Source organism: Pseudomonas sp. EA_65y_Pfl2_P74 (assembly GCF_963970575.1).
GTDB lineage: Bacteria > Pseudomonadota > Gammaproteobacteria > Pseudomonadales > Pseudomonadaceae > Aquipseudomonas > Aquipseudomonas baetica_A.
Genome location: NZ_CAXAOQ010000021.1, coordinates 22703 through 40248, shown reverse-complemented (window position 1 = coordinate 40248; position 17546 = coordinate 22703). Strand labels below are relative to the sequence as shown.

14 protein-coding genes, 4 tRNA genes and 1 pseudogene are annotated in these 17546 nt (G+C 59.7%); 16 read left to right on the top strand and 3 right to left on the bottom strand.

The genetic code is table 11. The annotated features are described in order from the left end of the window. Positions 1-125 precede the first annotated feature (125 nt). From gltX to AACY18_RS17670, 10 genes are all read left to right on the top strand, one after another. Positions 126-1607 carry a glutamate--tRNA ligase gene (gene gltX, locus AACY18_RS17715; RefSeq protein WP_339465542.1) on the top strand — a complete coding sequence of 494 codons (1482 nt, stop codon included), beginning with the start codon at positions 126-128 and terminating at the stop codon, positions 1605-1607. A gap of 201 nt (positions 1608-1808) precedes the next feature. After that, positions 1809-1884, top strand: a tRNA-Ala gene (locus AACY18_RS17710). Positions 1885-1963: 79 nt separating this feature from the next. Beyond that, positions 1964-2039, top strand: a tRNA-Glu gene (locus AACY18_RS17705). A gap of 53 nt (positions 2040-2092) precedes the next feature. Continuing rightward, positions 2093-2168, top strand: a tRNA-Ala gene (locus AACY18_RS17700). An 80-nt stretch (positions 2169-2248) separates the two neighbouring features. Continuing rightward, positions 2249-2324, top strand: a tRNA-Glu gene (locus AACY18_RS17695). A 181-nt stretch (positions 2325-2505) separates the two neighbouring features. Continuing rightward, positions 2506-3045 carry a TetR/AcrR family transcriptional regulator gene (locus AACY18_RS17690; RefSeq protein ID WP_077571915.1) on the top strand — a complete coding sequence of 180 codons (540 nt, stop codon included), beginning with the start codon at positions 2506-2508 and terminating at the stop codon, positions 3043-3045. Positions 3046-3075: 30 nt separating this feature from the next. Then, complete coding sequence (locus AACY18_RS17685; RefSeq protein ID WP_339433434.1) at positions 3076-3909, top strand: alpha/beta fold hydrolase; 834 nt, start codon at positions 3076-3078, stop codon at positions 3907-3909. Positions 3910-3956: 47 nt separating this feature from the next. After that, positions 3957-4406 carry an acyl-CoA thioesterase gene (locus AACY18_RS17680; protein WP_339465537.1) on the top strand — a complete coding sequence of 150 codons (450 nt, stop codon included), beginning with the start codon at positions 3957-3959 and terminating at the stop codon, positions 4404-4406. 88 nt (positions 4407-4494) lie between these two features. Beyond that, positions 4495-5454 (top strand): tRNA dihydrouridine synthase, encoded by a 960-nt coding sequence (locus AACY18_RS17675; RefSeq protein WP_339465534.1) that lies wholly within the window; start codon positions 4495-4497, stop codon positions 5452-5454. A 121-nt stretch (positions 5455-5575) separates the two neighbouring features. Then, the gene (locus AACY18_RS17670; RefSeq protein WP_339433431.1) at positions 5576-6022 is read left to right on the top strand and encodes an Hsp20 family protein; all 447 of its coding nucleotides are present in this window, start codon (positions 5576-5578) and stop codon (positions 6020-6022) included. 77 nt (positions 6023-6099) lie between these two features. On the opposite strand, the pseudogene AACY18_RS17665 reads toward AACY18_RS17670, so the two are convergent. The 3 genes and pseudogenes from AACY18_RS17665 to AACY18_RS17655 form a co-directional block, all read right to left on the bottom strand. Next, positions 6100-6435: pseudogene (locus AACY18_RS17665) on the bottom strand (Hsp70 family protein); the annotation flags it as partial. 94 nt (positions 6436-6529) lie between these two features. Further along, the gene (locus AACY18_RS17660; RefSeq protein ID WP_339433430.1) at positions 6530-9808 is read right to left on the bottom strand and encodes a PAS domain S-box protein; all 3279 of its coding nucleotides are present in this window, start codon (positions 9806-9808) and stop codon (positions 6530-6532) included. 68 nt (positions 9809-9876) lie between these two features. Further along, a complete protein-coding gene (locus AACY18_RS17655) occupies positions 9877-10767 on the bottom strand; it encodes a LysR family transcriptional regulator (protein ID WP_339433429.1) in 891 nt (296 codons plus the stop codon). Between the two features lie 141 nt (positions 10768-10908). Between AACY18_RS17655 and leuC the strand changes: the two genes are divergently transcribed. The 6 genes from leuC to AACY18_RS17625 all read left to right on the top strand — a co-directional run bounded on the left by leuC (position 10909) and on the right by AACY18_RS17625 (position 17471). After that, positions 10909-12327, top strand: coding sequence for a 3-isopropylmalate dehydratase large subunit (leuC, locus tag AACY18_RS17650; RefSeq protein WP_339465531.1), 1419 nt, complete (start codon positions 10909-10911; stop codon positions 12325-12327). A 10-nt stretch (positions 12328-12337) separates the two neighbouring features. Next, positions 12338-12982, top strand: coding sequence for a 3-isopropylmalate dehydratase small subunit (gene leuD, locus AACY18_RS17645; RefSeq protein ID WP_339433427.1), 645 nt, complete (start codon positions 12338-12340; stop codon positions 12980-12982). Between the two features lie 155 nt (positions 12983-13137). Then, positions 13138-13905 carry a class I SAM-dependent methyltransferase gene (locus AACY18_RS17640; RefSeq protein ID WP_339465528.1) on the top strand — a complete coding sequence of 256 codons (768 nt, stop codon included), beginning with the start codon at positions 13138-13140 and terminating at the stop codon, positions 13903-13905. 54 nt (positions 13906-13959) lie between these two features. Further along, complete coding sequence (leuB, locus tag AACY18_RS17635) at positions 13960-15042, top strand: 3-isopropylmalate dehydrogenase (protein ID WP_064588354.1); 1083 nt, start codon at positions 13960-13962, stop codon at positions 15040-15042. A gap of 66 nt (positions 15043-15108) precedes the next feature. Continuing rightward, positions 15109-16221 (top strand): aspartate-semialdehyde dehydrogenase, encoded by a 1113-nt coding sequence (asd, locus tag AACY18_RS17630; protein WP_339433425.1) that lies wholly within the window; start codon positions 15109-15111, stop codon positions 16219-16221. Between the two features lie 239 nt (positions 16222-16460). Next, positions 16461-17471 carry an aspartate-semialdehyde dehydrogenase gene (locus AACY18_RS17625; RefSeq protein ID WP_339433424.1) on the top strand — a complete coding sequence of 337 codons (1011 nt, stop codon included), beginning with the start codon at positions 16461-16463 and terminating at the stop codon, positions 17469-17471. Positions 17472-17546: the final 75 nt, after the last annotated feature.

The following is a 17546-nucleotide window of genomic DNA, read 5'->3' as shown; positions in this document are numbered from 1 at the left end:
CGGCTTACGAGCATTCCAGACGCAAACTTGGCTTAAATGCCCTGCCCGCTGGAGCGGGGCGGGTGTCGCCTGTTACCATTCGCGGCTTGATTGTTCTTTGCTTTTCATTCTTTTCGAGACATGCCATGACCACCGTCCGCACTCGCATCGCGCCATCGCCTACCGGGGACCCCCACGTAGGTACCGCTTACATCGCATTGTTCAACTACTGCTTTGCCAAGCAGCATGGCGGTGAGTTCATCCTGCGCATCGAAGACACCGACCAGTTGCGTTCGACCCGCGAGTCCGAACAGCAGATCTTCGACGCCCTGCGCTGGCTGGGTATCGACTGGAGCGAAGGCCCGGACGTCGGCGGTCCGCACGGTCCGTATCGCCAGAGCGAACGCGGCGACATCTACCAAAAATACTGCCAGCAACTGGTCGACATGGGGCATGCGTTCCCGTGCTTCTGTACCGCTGAAGAGCTGGATCAGATGCGCGCCGAGCAAATGGCTCGCGGCGAAACCCCACGCTACGACGGCCGCGCACTGCTGCTGTCCAAGGAAGAAGTCGCGGCCCGCCTGGCCGCTGGCGAACCCCATGTCATCCGCATGAAAGTGCCGAGCGAAGGTGTTTGCGTGGTGCCGGACATGCTGCGTGGCGACGTCGAGATCCCGTGGGATCGCATGGACATGCAAGTGCTGATGAAGACCGACGGCCTGCCGACGTACTTCCTTGCCAACGTAGTCGACGATCACCTGATGGGCATCACTCACGTATTGCGCGGCGAAGAGTGGCTGCCATCGGCGCCGAAACTGATTCTGCTGTACGAGTACTTCGGCTGGGAGCAACCGGAGCTGTGCTACATGCCGCTGCTGCGTAACCCGGACAAGAGCAAGCTGTCCAAGCGCAAGAATCCGACCTCGGTGACGTTCTACGAGCGCATGGGCTTCATGCCGGAAGCGATGCTCAACTACCTGGGCCGCATGGGCTGGTCGATGCCGGACGAGCGCGAGAAGTTCTCGCTGCAGGAAATGGTCGACAACTTCGACCTCAAGCGCGTGTCCCTCGGCGGACCGATCTTCGACATCGAGAAACTGTCGTGGCTCAACGGCCAGTGGTTGCGCGACCTGCCGGTGGAAGAGTTCGCCGCGCGCGTGCAGAAGTGGGCGTTCAACGCCGAATACATGATGAAGATCGCGCCGCACGTCCAGGGCCGTGTTGAAACCTTCAGTCAGGTTGCACCGCTGGGCGGGTTCTTCTTCGCCGGCGGCGTCAATCCGGATGCCAAGCTGTTCGAATCGAAAAAGCTCTCGGGCGATCAGGTTCGCCAATTGATGCAGTTGATCCTGTGGAAGCTCGAAAGCCTGCGACAGTGGGAGAAGGACAACATCACCGCGACGATTCAGGCGGTGGTCGAATCCCTTGAGCTGAAACTGCGTGACGCGATGCCGCTGATGTTCGCGGCCATCACCGGGCAAGCGAGTTCGGTGTCGGTGCTCGACGCGATGGAAATCCTCGGGCCGGACCTGGCCCGTTTCCGTCTGCGTCAGGCGATTGACCTGCTGGGCGGCGTGTCTAAGAAAGAAAACAAAGAGTGGGAAAAGCTGTTGGGCGCTATCGCCTGATTGCGTTTGACGCTGCTGGAGTCGCCGAAGGCCGGGATCGTTTGATGCCGGCCTTCGGCGTTTTCCCCAGATATACGGGGTGAGGGCGGTAAGTGGTTGTTATGTCGGCAAAAAACTTTGAAATATTTTAAAAATAAGTTTGACAGCCCTCCGATGCGCCATTAAGATTCGCCCCGTCCTCAGCGATGACATCAACGATGAGGGGCTATAGCTCAGCTGGGAGAGCGCTTGCATGGCATGCAAGAGGTCGACGGTTCGATCCCGTCTAGCTCCACCAATTTACACTTCGAAGCCTGGCCACACCGGCTCCGAAGCGATCAACACTCAGCGTTGATCAGTTGTATAGAAGGGTTTGCGTCCCCTTCGTCTAGTGGCCTAGGACACCGCCCTTTCACGGCGGTAACAGGGGTTCGAGTCCCCTAGGGGACGCCAGTTTTACAGAAGCGATGTTGCAAAAGATCGCTCCGCCGCGAGGCGAAAAATCCGGGGCTATAGCTCAGCTGGGAGAGCGCCTGCATGGCATGCAGGAGGTCAGCGGTTCGATCCCGCTTAGCTCCACCAATTTTACAGCTCATGGTCTGGCCACACCGACCTTGAGTCGATCAGCTCTCAGCACTGATCAGTTGTATAGAAGGGTTTGTGTCCCCTTCGTCTAGTGGCCTAGGACACCGCCCTTTCACGGCGGTAACAGGGGTTCGAGTCCCCTAGGGGACGCCACGATTACCCGCTCTGCGGGATTTATAAGGGTCATTCAATTATTGAATGGCCCTTTTGTTTGTCTGGCGTTTGGCCAATTCTCCTTTTTCCTTACACTGTGCTTCAGACCAGCGGTCATATCCTCGACTTGCAGAATATTATTATGAGAATAATATTCTGGTCGTAATATTCGGAGGCAACGATGAACGATAAAAAAGCTCAGACCCGCGAACGCATCCTCAAGGCTGCCAGTGCCGCGCTGATCCAGCGCGGCCCGGCGGACCCAAGCGTAGGCGAAGTGATGGGCGCAGCCGGGCTGACCGTCGGCGGCTTCTATGCGCACTTCGAAAGCAAGGACGCGATGATGCTGGAGGCGTTCAAGCAATTGCTCGGTCGCCGCCGCGACTTGATTGCCGACATGGACACCGAGCTGACCGGTGAAGAACGTCGCGCACTGGTCGCTGCGTTTTACCTGTCGCGCAAGCACCGCGACTCCAGCGATGCAGCCTGTCCGATCCCGGCCTCGATCGGTGAGCTGGGGCGTTTGCCGGAGTCGTTCCGCATCGCGCTCAACGAACACCTGGAATTGATGATTGCGCAGTTGGCGTCCAGCCCTGAGGACACCGACAAAGCCCTGGCCGACGTGGCCTTGATGGTGGGTGGGCTGGCACTCGCAAGAGCGCTCGGCCCGGGAGATTTATCCGATCGATTGCTGCGCGCCGCCAAGTCGGCGGTGCGTTGACCTGAAGGCAACACGCCTGAGGAGAGAGCGATGAACACGTTGAAGTGGGTTCGTGGCGTTAATGGCACCTTGGGCTGGATTGCACCGAAACGCGTGGCGAGCAAAATGCGCCTGGCGTTCATGACGCCGCGGTCGCTGCCCCTGCGGGATTGGGAGTTGCCGCTGCTGGCCAATTCCGAACGCATCACGTTGCGCTTCGGTCTGTCAGCCCTGCGCTGGGGCCAAGGCCCGACCGTTTTGCTGATGCATGGCTGGGAAGGGCGGCCAACCCAATTCGCCGCGCTGATCACCGCGCTGGTCGAAGCCGGTTACACGGTCGTCGCACTCGATGGCCCGGCTCACGGCAGATCGCCAGGGCGTGAAGCCAATGTCGTGCTGTTCGCTCGCGCCATGCTCGAAGCGGCTGCCGAACTGCCGCCACTGCAAGCCGTTATTGGCCACTCCATGGGTGGCGCCAGCGCGATGCTTGCCGTGCAACTGGGCTTGCGCACCGAAACCCTTGTCAGCATCGCTGCTCCCGCCCGAATCCTGGGTGTGCTGCGCGGGTTCGCCCGTTATGTCGGTATGCCGCCCAGAGCGCGTTCGGCATTTATCCGCCAGGTCGAGCAGGATGTCGGTATGCGCGCCGCCACGCTGGATGTCGCCCATTATCAGTTGGATATGCCCGGTCTGATCGTGCATGCCGAAGATGACAATTTTGTCTCGGTCAAAGAGTCTCAATGGATCCACGAAGCCTGGTTTGACAGTCGTCTTCTGCGCCTCGAAAGCGGTGGTCATCAGCGCGTGCTGGCCGACCCTCGGGTGATTGATGGCGTGTTATCACTGTTGGCCGGCCGCAGCCTTCAGGCACGGCAATCGGCCTGAGCATCCGTTACACTGCCCCGGTTGAATCATCTGACCGGGAGTGGGGCATGGGCTGGGATCGAGCAACGCCGTTTACCATTGATCTGCAAGTAGGCGCCGAGGACATCGACGGGCTGGGCCACGCAAACAACGCGGTCTACGTGACCTGGCTCGAACGCTGCGCCTGGCGCCACTCGCAGCGTCTGGGGCTGGATCTGGTCGAGTATCGGCGGCTCGACCGGGCGATGGCGGTGGTGCGTCACGAGATCGATTATCTGGCAGCCGCCTATGAGGGCGACGAACTGCAATTGGCGACCTGGATTGTCGATTGGGATCAGCGCCTGAAAATGACCCGGCATTTCCAGCTGATCCGCCCGAGCGACAACGCCACTCTGTTGCGCGCCCAAACCACGTTCGTCTGCATCGAACTGTCCACCGGCAAACCCAAGCGCATGCCGGCGGAGTTCATCGAGGGGTATGGCCCGGCGATCCAGTCGTCAGAGTTAGCGAAAATCTAAATGTGGGCTTGCTCCCACAAGGGATCTGCGGTTTTTCTCGTAATCCAGTAAACTGCCGCACGTTTTTCCTCTGAGTAGTGTTTTTTCCATGCAAATTGCTCTGGCGCCCATGGAGGGGTTGGTCGACGACATCCTTCGTGACGTGCTGACCCGCGTTGGCGGCATCGACTGGTGCGTGACCGAATTCATTCGGGTCAACGATCAGTTGCTCACCCCGGCCTATTTCCACAAGTTCGGCCCGGAGCTGCTCAACGGTGCGCGCACGGCGTCCGGAGTGCCTTTGCGCGTCCAGTTGTTGGGTTCCGACCCGGTGTGCCTGGCGGAGAACGCTGTACTGGCCTGCGAACTCGGCTCCGAAGTGATCGACCTCAACTTCGGTTGTCCGGCCAAGACTGTCAACAAATCCCGTGGTGGGGCGGTGCTGCTCAAGGAGCCTGAGCTGCTCAACCAGATCGTCGAGCACGTGCGTCGCGCCGTGCCTGCGCACATCCCTGTCACCGCAAAAATGCGTCTGGGCTTCGACAGCCCGGACGGCTCGCTGGTCTGCGCCACGGCGTTGGCTGAAGGCGGCGCCGAACACATCGTGGTTCACGCCCGAACCAAAATGGATGGCTACAAACCGCCGGCGCATTGGGAGTGGATTCCTCGCGTGCAGGACGTGGTCAAGGTGCCGGTATTCGCCAACGGCGATATCTGGAGCGTCGAAGACTGGCGCCGTTGCCGTGAAATCAGCGGCGTGGAAGACATCATGCTCGGTCGCGGCCTGGTTTCGCGCCCGGATCTGGCCAGGCAGATCGCCGCTGCACGTGCTGGTGAGGAAGTGGTCGAGATGACCTGGGCCGAGCTGATGCCATTGATTCAGGATTTCTGGCTGCAAGCCAAAGCGCAGATGACTGCGCGCCAATCCCCGGGCCGTCTGAAGCAATGGCTGGCCATGCTGACACGCAATTATCCCGAAGCCACTGAGCTGTTCACCGTCCTGCGCCGTGAGACGGAACCGGATCATGTCTCGCGCTTGCTGGGTCTGCCGGTCGCTGAAGTGGCCTGAAAAAAATCTGAAAATAATCTCTTGAAATCAAATCAGTGGTCCCTATCTAAGGGTTACGCGATGCCGAATTCGGGTCGCGCAGACATAAAACCTTGCTGATTGTTTTCAGGAGATTTGAACCATGAGCACTGCATTTTCCCTCGCACCGCTGTTCCGTTCCTCGGTAGGCTTCGACCGTTTCAACGACCTGTTCGAAACCGCCCTGCGCAACGAGCCAGGCAGCACCTATCCACCTTACAACGTGGAAAAACACGGTGATGACCAATACCGCATCGTCGTAGCGGCAGCCGGTTTCCAGGAAGAAGACCTGGAACTGCAAGTCGAGAAGGGTGTGCTGACCGTCAGCGGCGGCAAACGTGACGCCAACGAAGGCGTGACCTTTCTGCATCAGGGCATTGCCCAGCGTGCTTTCAAACTGTCCTTCCGCCTGGCCGATCACATCGAGATCAAGGCTGCCGATCTGAGTAACGGTCTGCTGAGCATCGACCTGCTGCGGGTGATTCCGGAAGAGGCGAAGGCCAAGCGCATCCCGATCAACGGGACGCAAAAGCCGGCTCTGCAGCACTGATTCACTTGCGCACACACATTGTCTGAACAGGCGCTGAGCCGTTGAACGAAGGCCCCGATACGTCGGGGCCTTTTTTGTGCTTCGGCGTCCTGCTTGAGTGAGCCGAGTACCAGCGCCGACAACTCTTCCGGGCTGAACTGACGAGCACCGAGCTGGACTTGTTTATCGCTGCCCATGAAACGTTTGAATGCTGCGGCGGTGCGATCAGGGTGCGTGGTCAGGCGCGCGCGGGCGGCTTTGCCCACCAGAATCGTGTCGTCTTCATCGAGGCTGACCACCGAGGGCGTCAGCACATCACCCAAAGCGTTGGGAATCAACCGGGCCTGACCGTCCTGCCAGACGGCGATCAAGCTGTTGGTGGTGCCAAGGTCGATGCCCAGCAGGGCCGGGCGGGGGAGGGTTGCATCCTGCATGACAGATCTCGAAACGGCGCAAAAACCGCGACCCTACAGGTTGCTGTCAGCACTGGCAATTGCCGTTCTGTTGCAAGCTGCGCGTCTGCGAACATCAGGACAGCAGCTTTTTCAGTTCTTCCAGCGGCAATGGTCGACTGTGTAAATAACCCTGATACAAGTGACAGCCCAGGCCTTGCAGAAAGGCCAATTGTTCCGGGGTTTCCACGCCTTCGGCAATCACTTCCAATTGCAGGCTGCGGGCCATGGCGACGATGGCGCGGATGATCTCGGCGTCGTTTGGGTCGGTGGTCGCATCGCGGATGAACGACTGGTCAATTTTCAGCGTATCCACCGGTAAACGCTTGAGGTAAGTCAGCGACGAGTAACCGGTGCCGAAATCGTCCATGGCGAAGCTCACGCCGAGTTTTTTCAAGCGGCGCATTTTGTTGATGGTGTCTTCCAGGTTCTGGATGACGATGCCTTCGGTGATTTCCAGTTTCAGCAGCGAGCAGGGCAGGCTGTGGCTGGTCATGCTGTGTTCAATGCGCTCGACGAAGTCGTTCTGCCGGAACTGCCGGGGGCTGATGTTGACGCACAGACTGAAGTTAAGCGGATCAACCAGTTTCAGGGCGATCAACGTTTTGAATGCCTCGCAGGCTTCGTCGAGGATCCACGTCCCGACTTCCAGAATCAGGCCGCTATCCTCCAGCACTTTGATGAACTCGGCGGGCGACTGTGCGCCGAGAGCCGGGTGATTCCAGCGTACCAGTGCTTCGGCGCCGATGATGCGGTTGTCCCGAGCGTCGATCTGCGGCTGAAAATGCACGTTGAATTCGCCGCGAGACAAGGCCAGGCGCAAGTCGGTCTCCATGCGCAGTCGTTCGCTGGCGGCTTTCTGCATGGTGTGGTGATACATCTGCGTGGTGTTGCGCCCGGAATCCTTGGCCCGGTACAGGGCAATGTCGGCGCGCTTGAGCAGGTCGGTCGGGGTCGAGCCGTGGTCCGGAATCAGCGCCACGCCAATGCTTGGCGTGACCTGCAAGCGCTGACCGTCGAGAAACATGGGCTCCGATAGCAGTTCACGGAGCGTGTCGGCCAGTTCGCGCACTTGCGTGCTGACTTCATTGCGCGAGCCTTCCAAACCGCTGAGCAATACCACGAACTCATCGCCGCCCAGACGGGCGACCGTGTCTTCCATGCGTACGCTCGCTTCAAGGCGGGCGGTGATGATTTTCAGTACCGTGTCGCCGACCGGGTGGCCGAGCGAATCGTTGATGTGCTTGAAGTGATCCAGATCGAGAAACAGCAATGCGCCACGCAAATTATGGCGTTTGAGCAGGGCGATCTGCTGGCTCAGGCGATCCATCAGCAGGGCACGATTGGGCAGGTTGGTCAGCGGATCGTGGTAAGCCAGGTGGCGGATTTGTGCTTCAGCGTTTTTCAGCAGGCTGACGTCCCGAGCGGTGAGCAGCAGGCACGCTGTTTCATTCAGGGTGATCGGTTCGACCGAGACTTCTACCGTCAGCAATTCCCCGCGCTTGTTGCGCCCGAGCATTTCCTGGTGATGCACGCGGCCCTTTATCTGTAATTCGGCAAGCAACGCCGAGCGCTGTTTTTCTTCGGCCCAGATGCCCACCTGATAGGCGGTTTTGCCCACGACTTCATCGGCGCGATAACCGGTGAGGCGACAGAAACCGTCGTTGACCTCCAGATAGCGCCCGGTATCGCGCTCGGTAATGGTGATCGCGTCGGGGCTGGAGTGAAATGCCTTGGCAAACTTCTCTTCGCTGGCTTTGAGCGCCGCTTCCGAACGTTGCTGCTGGGTGATGTCGCGCAGCGTGGTGACGATGCACGGTTGATTGCCAACGCTGATCTGGCGACTGGAAATCACGCAGGTCAGCGATTGGCCATCCTTGTGCTGGACGATGATCGCCACATTGCTCAGGCCTTGTTCGCGGATCACCCGTTCGATACGTTGCAGGCTTTTCGCCGAGGCATCCCACAGGCCGATTTCTTCGGCGGTGTGGCCAATGATATCAACGGCGCTCCAGCCGAATGTTTGGCTGAAACTTGAATTGATCTCGATGAACTCGCCGCTGTCCTGGCGCGTAACGCAGATCGGATCGGGGCTGACCTGAAACAGCGTGGCGAATTTCTCTTCCGACGCGACCAGTCGTTGCTCGCGCTCGACCTGGTCGGTGATGTCCAGCAACGTGCCGGCCATGCGCAGCGGGGCGCCGTTTTCGTCGCGATAGAGGCGGGCGCGGCTTTCCAGGTAGCGTGAACTCCCGTCCGGGAGCTGTACGCGATAAGTCAGCTGATAATTGCCCGCCGGGCCTTCGCGCAGGCTGCGGTAGGCATCGCGCATGCTGTCGCGTTCTTCGCCGGGCACGCCTTCGAAAAACTCGTCGAACGATTCATGAAACGGTTTCGGCTCCAGGCCGTGCAATTGCGCGGCTCGTGCCGAGCCGTAGAGCATGCCGCTGGGGATGTGCCAGTCCCAGGTGCCGAGTTGTGCCGAGTCCAGCGCCAGGTCGAGGCGTTCCTGGCTGTCCTTCAGCGCGTGTTCGGCGGCTTTGCGTTCGGTGGTGTCGAGGAAGGTGCTCAGCAGATACGGCTGGCCTTCGAGTTCGACTTTCTGCGCGCTGAGAATGCCGTCATGAACCTGACCATTGCTGGCGCGAAACTGCACTTCCATGCTGATCAGTTCGCCCTTGGCCTTGGTTTTCTTCACCAGTTCGGCCCGTTCCTCCGGATGCACCCACAGGCCCAGTTCCAGCGTGGTGCGGCCAATCGCGCTCTGCACCGGCCAGCCGAACAGGCTTTCGAAATACTGGTTGGCTTCGCTGATCAGGCCGTCTTCCTGGCGGGTCAGTAAAACCATGTTCGGACACAGGTGAAACAGCGTGGCGAAACGTTTTTCCGAGCTGCTCAGGGCCTGTTCGCGTTGCCGTTGGTGGGTGATTTCGCGAATCACCCCGATCATTCGGGGGCGGCCGTTTTTGTCCGGGAGCAGACTTCCGCTGACCTCCAGCCAATGCAGGCTGCCATCGGGCCAGCGGATGCGGTGATGCATCGCCTGTTCCAGCGGCGCTCCGGCGATCACTGCGTGGAAGGCGCGAACGGTTTTTGCCCGGTCTTCCGGTGGCAACAGGTCAAGGTATTCGAGGTCTTCGGGCAGTGGCTTGCGCGGATCGAAACCGAACAACGCCTGAGTCCCCCGCGACCAGCTGATCTGCCCTCGTTCGATGTCCCAGTACCAGGCGCCGAGCCTTGCGCCATTGAGCGCGGCCAGTAATTGCGGCGCGCTCTCCCAGCTCTGCTCGGAGTAACGCGGGTCAATGGCTTGAATGCGCGGCATCGGCGGAATTCGGTCAACAGACTTCGGCATCGTTAACAGGCCTTGAGCGGATGGTGGCGTTAGGCACAGGGACAGCGGCTCTATAGGAGTAGCACAAGTTAGCCCAGAGTCCCTGGCAGATCGATTTGTGCGTCCAATAAGGCCATAAATGCTCTTGCCGCATTCGATAGCGTCCGTTCGGTGTGCACGATATAGCCTAGCTGGCGGCTGAGTTGTATGCCCGGCAATGCGATGCTTGCCACCTGCTCATCGAGCATGGTGCGCGGCAAAACGCTCCAGGCAAGGCCGATGGAAACCATCATCTTGATGGTTTCCAGATAGTTGGTGCTCATGGCGATGTTCGGCGCCAGCCCTTGGGCCTCGAATAAGCGCTGCACAATATGGTGTGTGAAGGTATTTCCGCCGGGGAATACGGCCGGATGACGGGCGATGTCCTCAAGGCTGACGGGGCCATTACTGATCAGCGAGTGTTCCGGAGCGACGACAAAATCCAGCGGATCGTCCCAGACAGGTGTGGCTTTGACCAACGAATGAGGCTCCGGCGCCAGGGTGATGACCGCCAGTTCTGCACGCCCATGGAGAATTTCCTCGTAGGCCACTTCCGAATCGAGGAACTGAATATCCAGCGCGACCTGTGGGTAGCGGCGGGTGAACTCTCTTAATAAGGGGGGCAGGCGGTGCAGGCCGATGTGGTGACTGGTGGCCAGGGTCAGGCGGCCGCTGACTTCGCCGGTCAGGTTGGTCAGGGCGCGGCGGGTGTCGTCCAGCACGTTGAGGATCTGATAAGCCCGTGGCAGCAGGGCGCGACCGGCCTCGGTCAGGCCGACTTCACGGCCCAGTCGATCGAACAGGCGCACCTTCAATTGCTGTTCCAGCCCGGCAATGCGCTTGCTGATGGCCGGTTGTGTCAGGTGCAGGCGTTCACCGGCGCCGGAGAAGCTGCCAGTCTCGGCAATCGCGATAAAAGCGTTGAGGTTGGCCAGATCCATTGGTTGTATTCCAGTTGGTTATCCAAAGCATAAAAAATATGAATTTGAGTTATTTAATGTAACCCCATAGGATCGGCCTCACAAGCCAAAGGGTTATTGATAAGCCCAAGGCATAGAAACAAGCTGATGAGGAACCGTCTGATGGCCGGCAAAACGCTCTACGACAAGCTCTGGGATTCGCATTTGGTCAAGCAGCGCGACGATGGCTCGGCGCTGATTTACATCGATCGTCACATCATTCACGAAGTGACCTCGCCGCAAGCCTTTGAAGGCCTGCGTCTGGCTGGGCGCAAGCCATGGCGTATCGATGCCAATATCGCCACCCCGGACCACAACGTACCGACGACTCCGGAGCGCAAGGGCGGCATCGAAGCCATCGCCGACCAGGTCTCGCGTTTGCAGGTTCAGACCCTCGATGACAACTGTGATGAGTACGGCATCGTCGAGTTCAAGATGAATGACGTCCGCCAGGGCATCGTCCATGTGATCAGCCCGGAGCAGGGCGCGACCTTGCCGGGCATGACGGTTGTGTGCGGTGACTCGCACACCTCGACCCATGGCGCATTTGGCGCATTGGCTCACGGCATCGGCACTTCCGAGGTCGAGCACGTGCTCGCCACCCAGTGCCTGGTCGCCAAGAAAATGAAAAACATGCTGGTGCGCGTTGAAGGCCAATTGCCGTTCGGCGTGACCGCCAAGGACATCGTCCTTGCCGTGATCGGCAAGATCGGCACCGCCGGCGGTAACGGCCATGCCATCGAATTTGCCGGCAGCGCGATCCGCGACTTGTCCGTCGAAGGCCGCATGACCATCTGCAACATGTCCATCGAAGCCGGCGCCCGCGTGGGTCTGGTGGCAGCGGACCAGAAGACCGTTGATTACGTGAAGGGCCGTCCTTTTGCACCGAAAGGCGCCGAATGGGACATGGCCGTCGAGGCCTGGAAGGATCTGGTTTCCGACGTCGATGCCAGGTTCGACACTGTGGTTGAACTCGACGCTGCGCAGATCAAGCCGCAAGTCAGTTGGGGCACTTCGCCGGAAATGGTCCTGGCCGTTGATCAGAACGTCCCTGACCCGGCCAAAGAGATGGATCTGGTCAAGCGCGACTCGATCGTCCGCGCCTTGAAATACATGGGCTTGACCGCCAATCAGGCGATCACCGACATTCAACTGGATCGCGTGTTCATTGGTTCCTGCACCAACTCGCGGATCGAGGATTTGCGCGCTGCGGCAGTCATCGCCAAGGGCCGTAAAGTCGCTTCGACCATCAAGCAAGCGATTGTGGTGCCGGGCTCGGGTCTGGTGAAGGCGCAAGCTGAATCCGAAGGTCTGGACAAGATTTTCCTCGACGCCGGTTTTGAATGGCGTGAGCCGGGTTGCTCGATGTGCCTGGCAATGAACCCGGACCGATTGGAGTCCGGCGAACATTGCGCCTCGACGTCCAACCGTAACTTCGAGGGCCGTCAAGGCGCCGGTGGCCGTACCCACCTCGTCAGCCCGGCCATGGCCGCAGCGGCGGCGGTGAACGGTCGTTTCATCGACGTTCGTGAATTGATTTAAGGAGCGCAGCATGAAAGCTTTCACCCAGCACACAGGTCTTGTCGCGCCTTTGGATCGTGCCAACGTCGACACCGACCAGATCATTCCGAAGCAGTTCTTGAAATCGATCAAACGCACCGGTTTCGGCCCTAACCTGTTCGACGAGTGGCGTTACCTGGATGTGGGTCAACCGTATCAGGACAACTCCAAGCGCCCTCTGAACAAGGAATTCGTCCTCAACGCCGAGCGTTATCAAGGCGCCAGCGTGTTGCTGGCCCGCGAGAACTTCGGTTGCGGCTCCAGCCGTGAGCACGCGCCGTGGGCGCTGGAAGAATACGGTTTTCGCAGCATCATCGCGCCGAGTTACGCCGACATCTTCTTCAACAACAGCTTCAAGAACGGTTTGCTGCCGATCATCTTGAGTGACGCTGAAGTCGACGAACTGTTCAAACAGGTCGAGGCCGAGCCGGGTTATCAATTGCAGGTCGATCTGCACGCGCAAACCGTGACCCGTCCGGATGGAAAGGTTTACAACTTTGAAATCGATGCGTTCCGCAAGCACTGCCTGTTGAACGGTCTGGACGATATCGGTCTGACCTTGCAGGACGGCGATGCGATTGCGACGTTTGAGGCCAAGCATCGGGTCAGCCAGCCGTGGTTGTTTCGCGACGCGTGATTGATTCGAGATTGATGCAGTCAGGGCCAGCCTCTTCGGGAGCAAGCCCCCTCCCACAGGGTTGTTGTATAGGCCACAAATCCAGGGTGGGAGGGGGCTTGCTCCCGAAGGCGGCAGTCCAGGCAATACAAGGCTAAAACCAAAAGGAAGTCCCCATGACCAGCACTGCCCAGCACACTCAGGTCGTACAAAAGCAATTCGGTGAGCAGGCCGCCGCCTACCTGAGCAGCGCCGTTCACGCGCAAGGCACCGAATTTGCGCTGCTACAGGCTGAACTGGTCGGGCAGGGCGAAGCCCGAGTACTGGACTTGGGGTGTGGCGCCGGTCATGTGAGTTTTCACGTCGCACCGCGGGTCAAGGACGTGGTCGCTTACGATCTGTCGCAGCAAATGCTCGACGTGGTCGCAGCCGCTGCCGTTGATCGCGGCCTGAGTAACATTGCCACCGTCAACGGCGCCGCCGAGCGATTGCCGTTTGCCGATGGCGAGTTCGACTTTGTGTTCAGCCGTTATTCGGCGCATCACTGGAGCGATCTGGGTGTGGCTCTGCGCGAAGTGCGTCGGGTGCTCAAGCCCGGCGGCGTGGCGGCGTTCGTTGATGTGTTGTCGCCGGGTAGCCCGTTGTTCGACACTTACCTGCAAAGCGTCGAAGTGCTGCGCGACACCAGTCATGTGCGCGATTATTGCGCCGGCCAGTGGTTGCGGCATGTCAGCGAAGCCGGGCTGCATACCCGCAGCACCACGCGGCAGCGTTTGCGGCTGGAGTACAGCAGTTGGGTGGAGCGCATGCGTACACCCGAAGTGATGCGCGCGGCGATCCGTCAGTTGCAGCAGTCGATGGGTAACGAAGTGCGCGACTATTTCGAGATTGCGGCCGATGGTTCGTTCAGTACAGATGTCATCGTGCTGATGGCCGAGCGATAAGAATTTATCCGGGCGTGCCGGTAATGGCGCACCGATTGAAGACACGAGGAAAGCATGAGCAAGCAGATTCTGATTCTCCCAGGTGATGGTATTGGTCCGGAAATCATGGCCGAAGCGGTCAAGGTTCTTACGCTTGCCAACGACAAGTACAGCCTGGGTTTCGAGCTGAGCCATGACGTGATCGGTGGCGCCGCCATCGACAAACACGGCGTGCCGCTGGCCGACGAAACCCTCGACCGTGCCCGTGCTGCCGACGCCGTGCTGCTGGGCGCCGTGGGCGGCCCGAAATGGGACACCATCGAGCGCGACATCCGCCCTGAGCGCGGCCTGCTGAAAATCCGTGCGCAACTGGGCCTGTTCGGCAACCTGCGTCCGGCGATTCTCTACCCGCAGTTGGCCGACGCGTCGAGCCTGAAGCCGGAAATCGTTGCCGGTCTGGACATCCTGATCGTCCGTGAGCTGACCGGCGGCATCTACTTCGGCGCGCCTCGTGGCACCCGCACGCTTGAAAACGGCGAGCGTCAGGCCTACGACACCCTGCCGTACAGCGAAAGCGAAATCCGCCGCATCGCCCGTGTCGGTTTCGACATGGCCATGGTGCGCGGCAAGAAGCTGTGCTCGGTGGACAAGGCCAACGTGCTGGCGTCCAGCCAACTGTGGCGTGAAGTGGTCGAGCAGGTGGCCAAGGATTACCCAGAGGTCGAGCTGAGCCACATGTACGTCGACAACGCCGCCATGCAACTGGTGCGCGCACCGAAGCAGTTCGACGTGATCGTGACCGACAACCTGTTTGGCGACATTCTGTCCGACGAAGCGTCGATGCTCACCGGCTCCATCGGCATGTTGCCGTCCGCTTCGCTGGACTCCAACAACAAGGGCATGTACGAGCCTTGCCACGGCTCGGCGCCGGACATCGCAGGCAAAGGCATCGCCAACCCCTTGGCGACCATTCTGTCGGTATCGATGATGCTGCGTTACAGCTTCAATCTGCACGACGCGGCCGATGCCATCGAAAAAGCCGTCAGCGTGGTGCTGGATCAAGGTCTTCGCACCGGTGACATCTATTCGGCCGGTTGCACCAAAGTCGGTACGCAGGAAATGGGTGACGCAGTAGTCGCCGCGCTGCGGAATCTGTAATCTCTCGGGCCCGCTGCGAAATTCAATACAAAGCAGCGGCCCACTTTTCAAAAAGGTGTAGTTGCGATGAAACGTGTAGGTCTGATCGGTTGGCGCGGGATGGTCGGTTCCGTGCTCATGCAGCGGATGCTGGAAGAGCAGGATTTCGATCTAATCGAGCCGGTGTTTTTCACCACGTCCAATGTCGGTGGCCAAGGCCCGTCTGTGGGCAAGGACATTGCTCCGCTCAAGGATGCTTACAGCATTGATGAGCTGAAGACCCTCGACGTGATTCTGACCTGCCAGGGCGGCGACTACACCAGCGAAGTGTTCCCGAAGCTGCGCGAAGCCGGCTGGCAGGGCTACTGGATCGACGCGGCTTCCAGCCTGCGCATGAACGATGACGCGGTCATCATTCTCGATCCGGTCAACCGCAAGGTCATCGACCAGCAACTGGATGCAGGCACCAAGAACTACGTCGGCGGCAACTGCACCGTCAGCCTGATGCTCATGGGGCTGGGCGGTCTGTTTGAGGCGGGTCTGGTCGAGTGGATGAGCGCCATGACCTATCAGGCCGCTTCTGGTGCCGGTGCGCAGAACATGCGTGAGCTGATCAAGCAGATGGGCGCGACCCACGCCGCTGTCGCCGATCAACTGGCCGACCCGGCGAGCGCGATTCTCGACATCGACCGTCGTGTGGCCGAAGCCATGCGCAGCGACGCGTACCCGACCGAGAACTTCGGCGTACCGCTGGCCGGCAGCCTGATCCCGTGGATCGACAAGGAACTGCCGAACGGCCAGAGCCGTGAAGAATGGAAGGCCCAGGCCGAGACCAACAAGATTCTGGGTCGTTTCAAGAGCCCGATTCCGGTCGATGGCATCTGCGTGCGCATCGGCGCCATGCGTTGCCACAGCCAGGCGCTGACCATCAAGCTGAACAAAGATGTGCCGATCGCCGACATCGAAGGGTTGATCAGTCAGCACAACCCTTGGGTCAAACTGGTACCAAACCAGCGCGAGATCAGCATGCAGGAGCTGAGCCCGACCAAGGTCACTGGCACCCTGAATGTTCCGGTCGGTCGTCTGCGCAAATTGAACATGGGTTCGCAGTTCCTCGGCGCCTTCACCGTCGGCGACCAACTGCTGTGGGGCGCGGCTGAGCCGCTGCGTCGCATGCTGCGGATCCTGCTGGAGCGTTGATCGCTTGAAGCCATGAAAGAGCCCGCCCCTTGTGAGAGGTGCGGGTTTTTTATGCCTGAATTTTTTCGGGTGACTGTGCCGGCCTTTTCGCGAGCAAGCCCCACATGGGAATGCATTTCAAGTGTGTGGGGGCTTGCTCGCGAAGGCGTCCGGACGGCCACCACAAATCCCGCAGAAATTGCCTGCATGGCGGTCACCCGGTAAAGTGCCGCTCCCCCCGTTTCGCCAGAGGCCGCACCATGACCCAGACCCTAGATATTGCCGTGATCGGCGCCACCGGTACTGTCGGCGAAACCCTCGTACAGATTCTCGAAGAGCGCGACTTCCCGGTCGGCAACCTGCACCTGCTGGCCAGCAGCGAGTCTGCCGGCAGCTCTGTGCTGTTCCGTAACAAGAATGTGCGCGTGCGCGAAGTCGATGAGTTCGATTTCAGCAAGGTCAAACTGGTGTTCTTCGCCGCCGGCCCGGCCATCACCCTGAGCTACGCCGCTCGCGCCCATGCCGCCGGTTGCTCGCTGATCGACCTGTCCGGCGCCTTGTCGGCCGAGCAAGCGCCGCAAGTGGTGCCGGAAGCCAACGCCGATGTGCTTGCCGGTTTGAAAGCGCCGTTTCAGGTCAGCAGCCCGAGTCCGTCGGCTACCACGCTCGCCGTGGTGCTGGCGCCGCTGCGTGATCTGATCGACCTGCAATACGTGAATGTCACCGCCAATCTGGCCGTTTCCGCCCAGGGGCGCGAAGCGGTCAGCGAGTTGGCGCGACAGACTGCCGAACTGCTGAACATGCGTCCGCTGGAGCCCACGTTCTTTGACCGGCAGATGGCGTTCAATCTGCTGGCTCAGGTCGGCACGCCTGACGCAGCGGGCCATACGCTGCTGGAAAAACGTCTGGTGCGCGAGTTGCGTCAGGTGCTGGCCCAGCCTTTATTAAAGATTTCCGCAACTTGCGTTCAAGCCCCGGTGTTTTTTGGCGATAGCCTTAGCGTGACCTTGCAGTCAGCAAAGGCTGTCGACCTGGAAAAAATCAACGCTGCACTCGAAGATGCGCCGGGAATCGAGCTGGTTGAAGCCGGTGATTACCCGACAGCAGTCGGTGATGCGGTAGGGCAGGACGTTGTCTATGTCGGTCGCGTGCGCAGTGGTGTCGACGACCCGGCGGAACTTAATCTGTGGCTGACGTCAGATAACGTACGCAAAGGTGCAGCCCTTAACGCTGTGCAGGTGGCTGAATTGTTGATAAAAGACCTGCTGTAAAAGATACTTGGCAACAATTTGTCGACCGATTCTAGGTGAGCGCTATGCTTGCCCGAAGCGCTTGACGACGTGTCA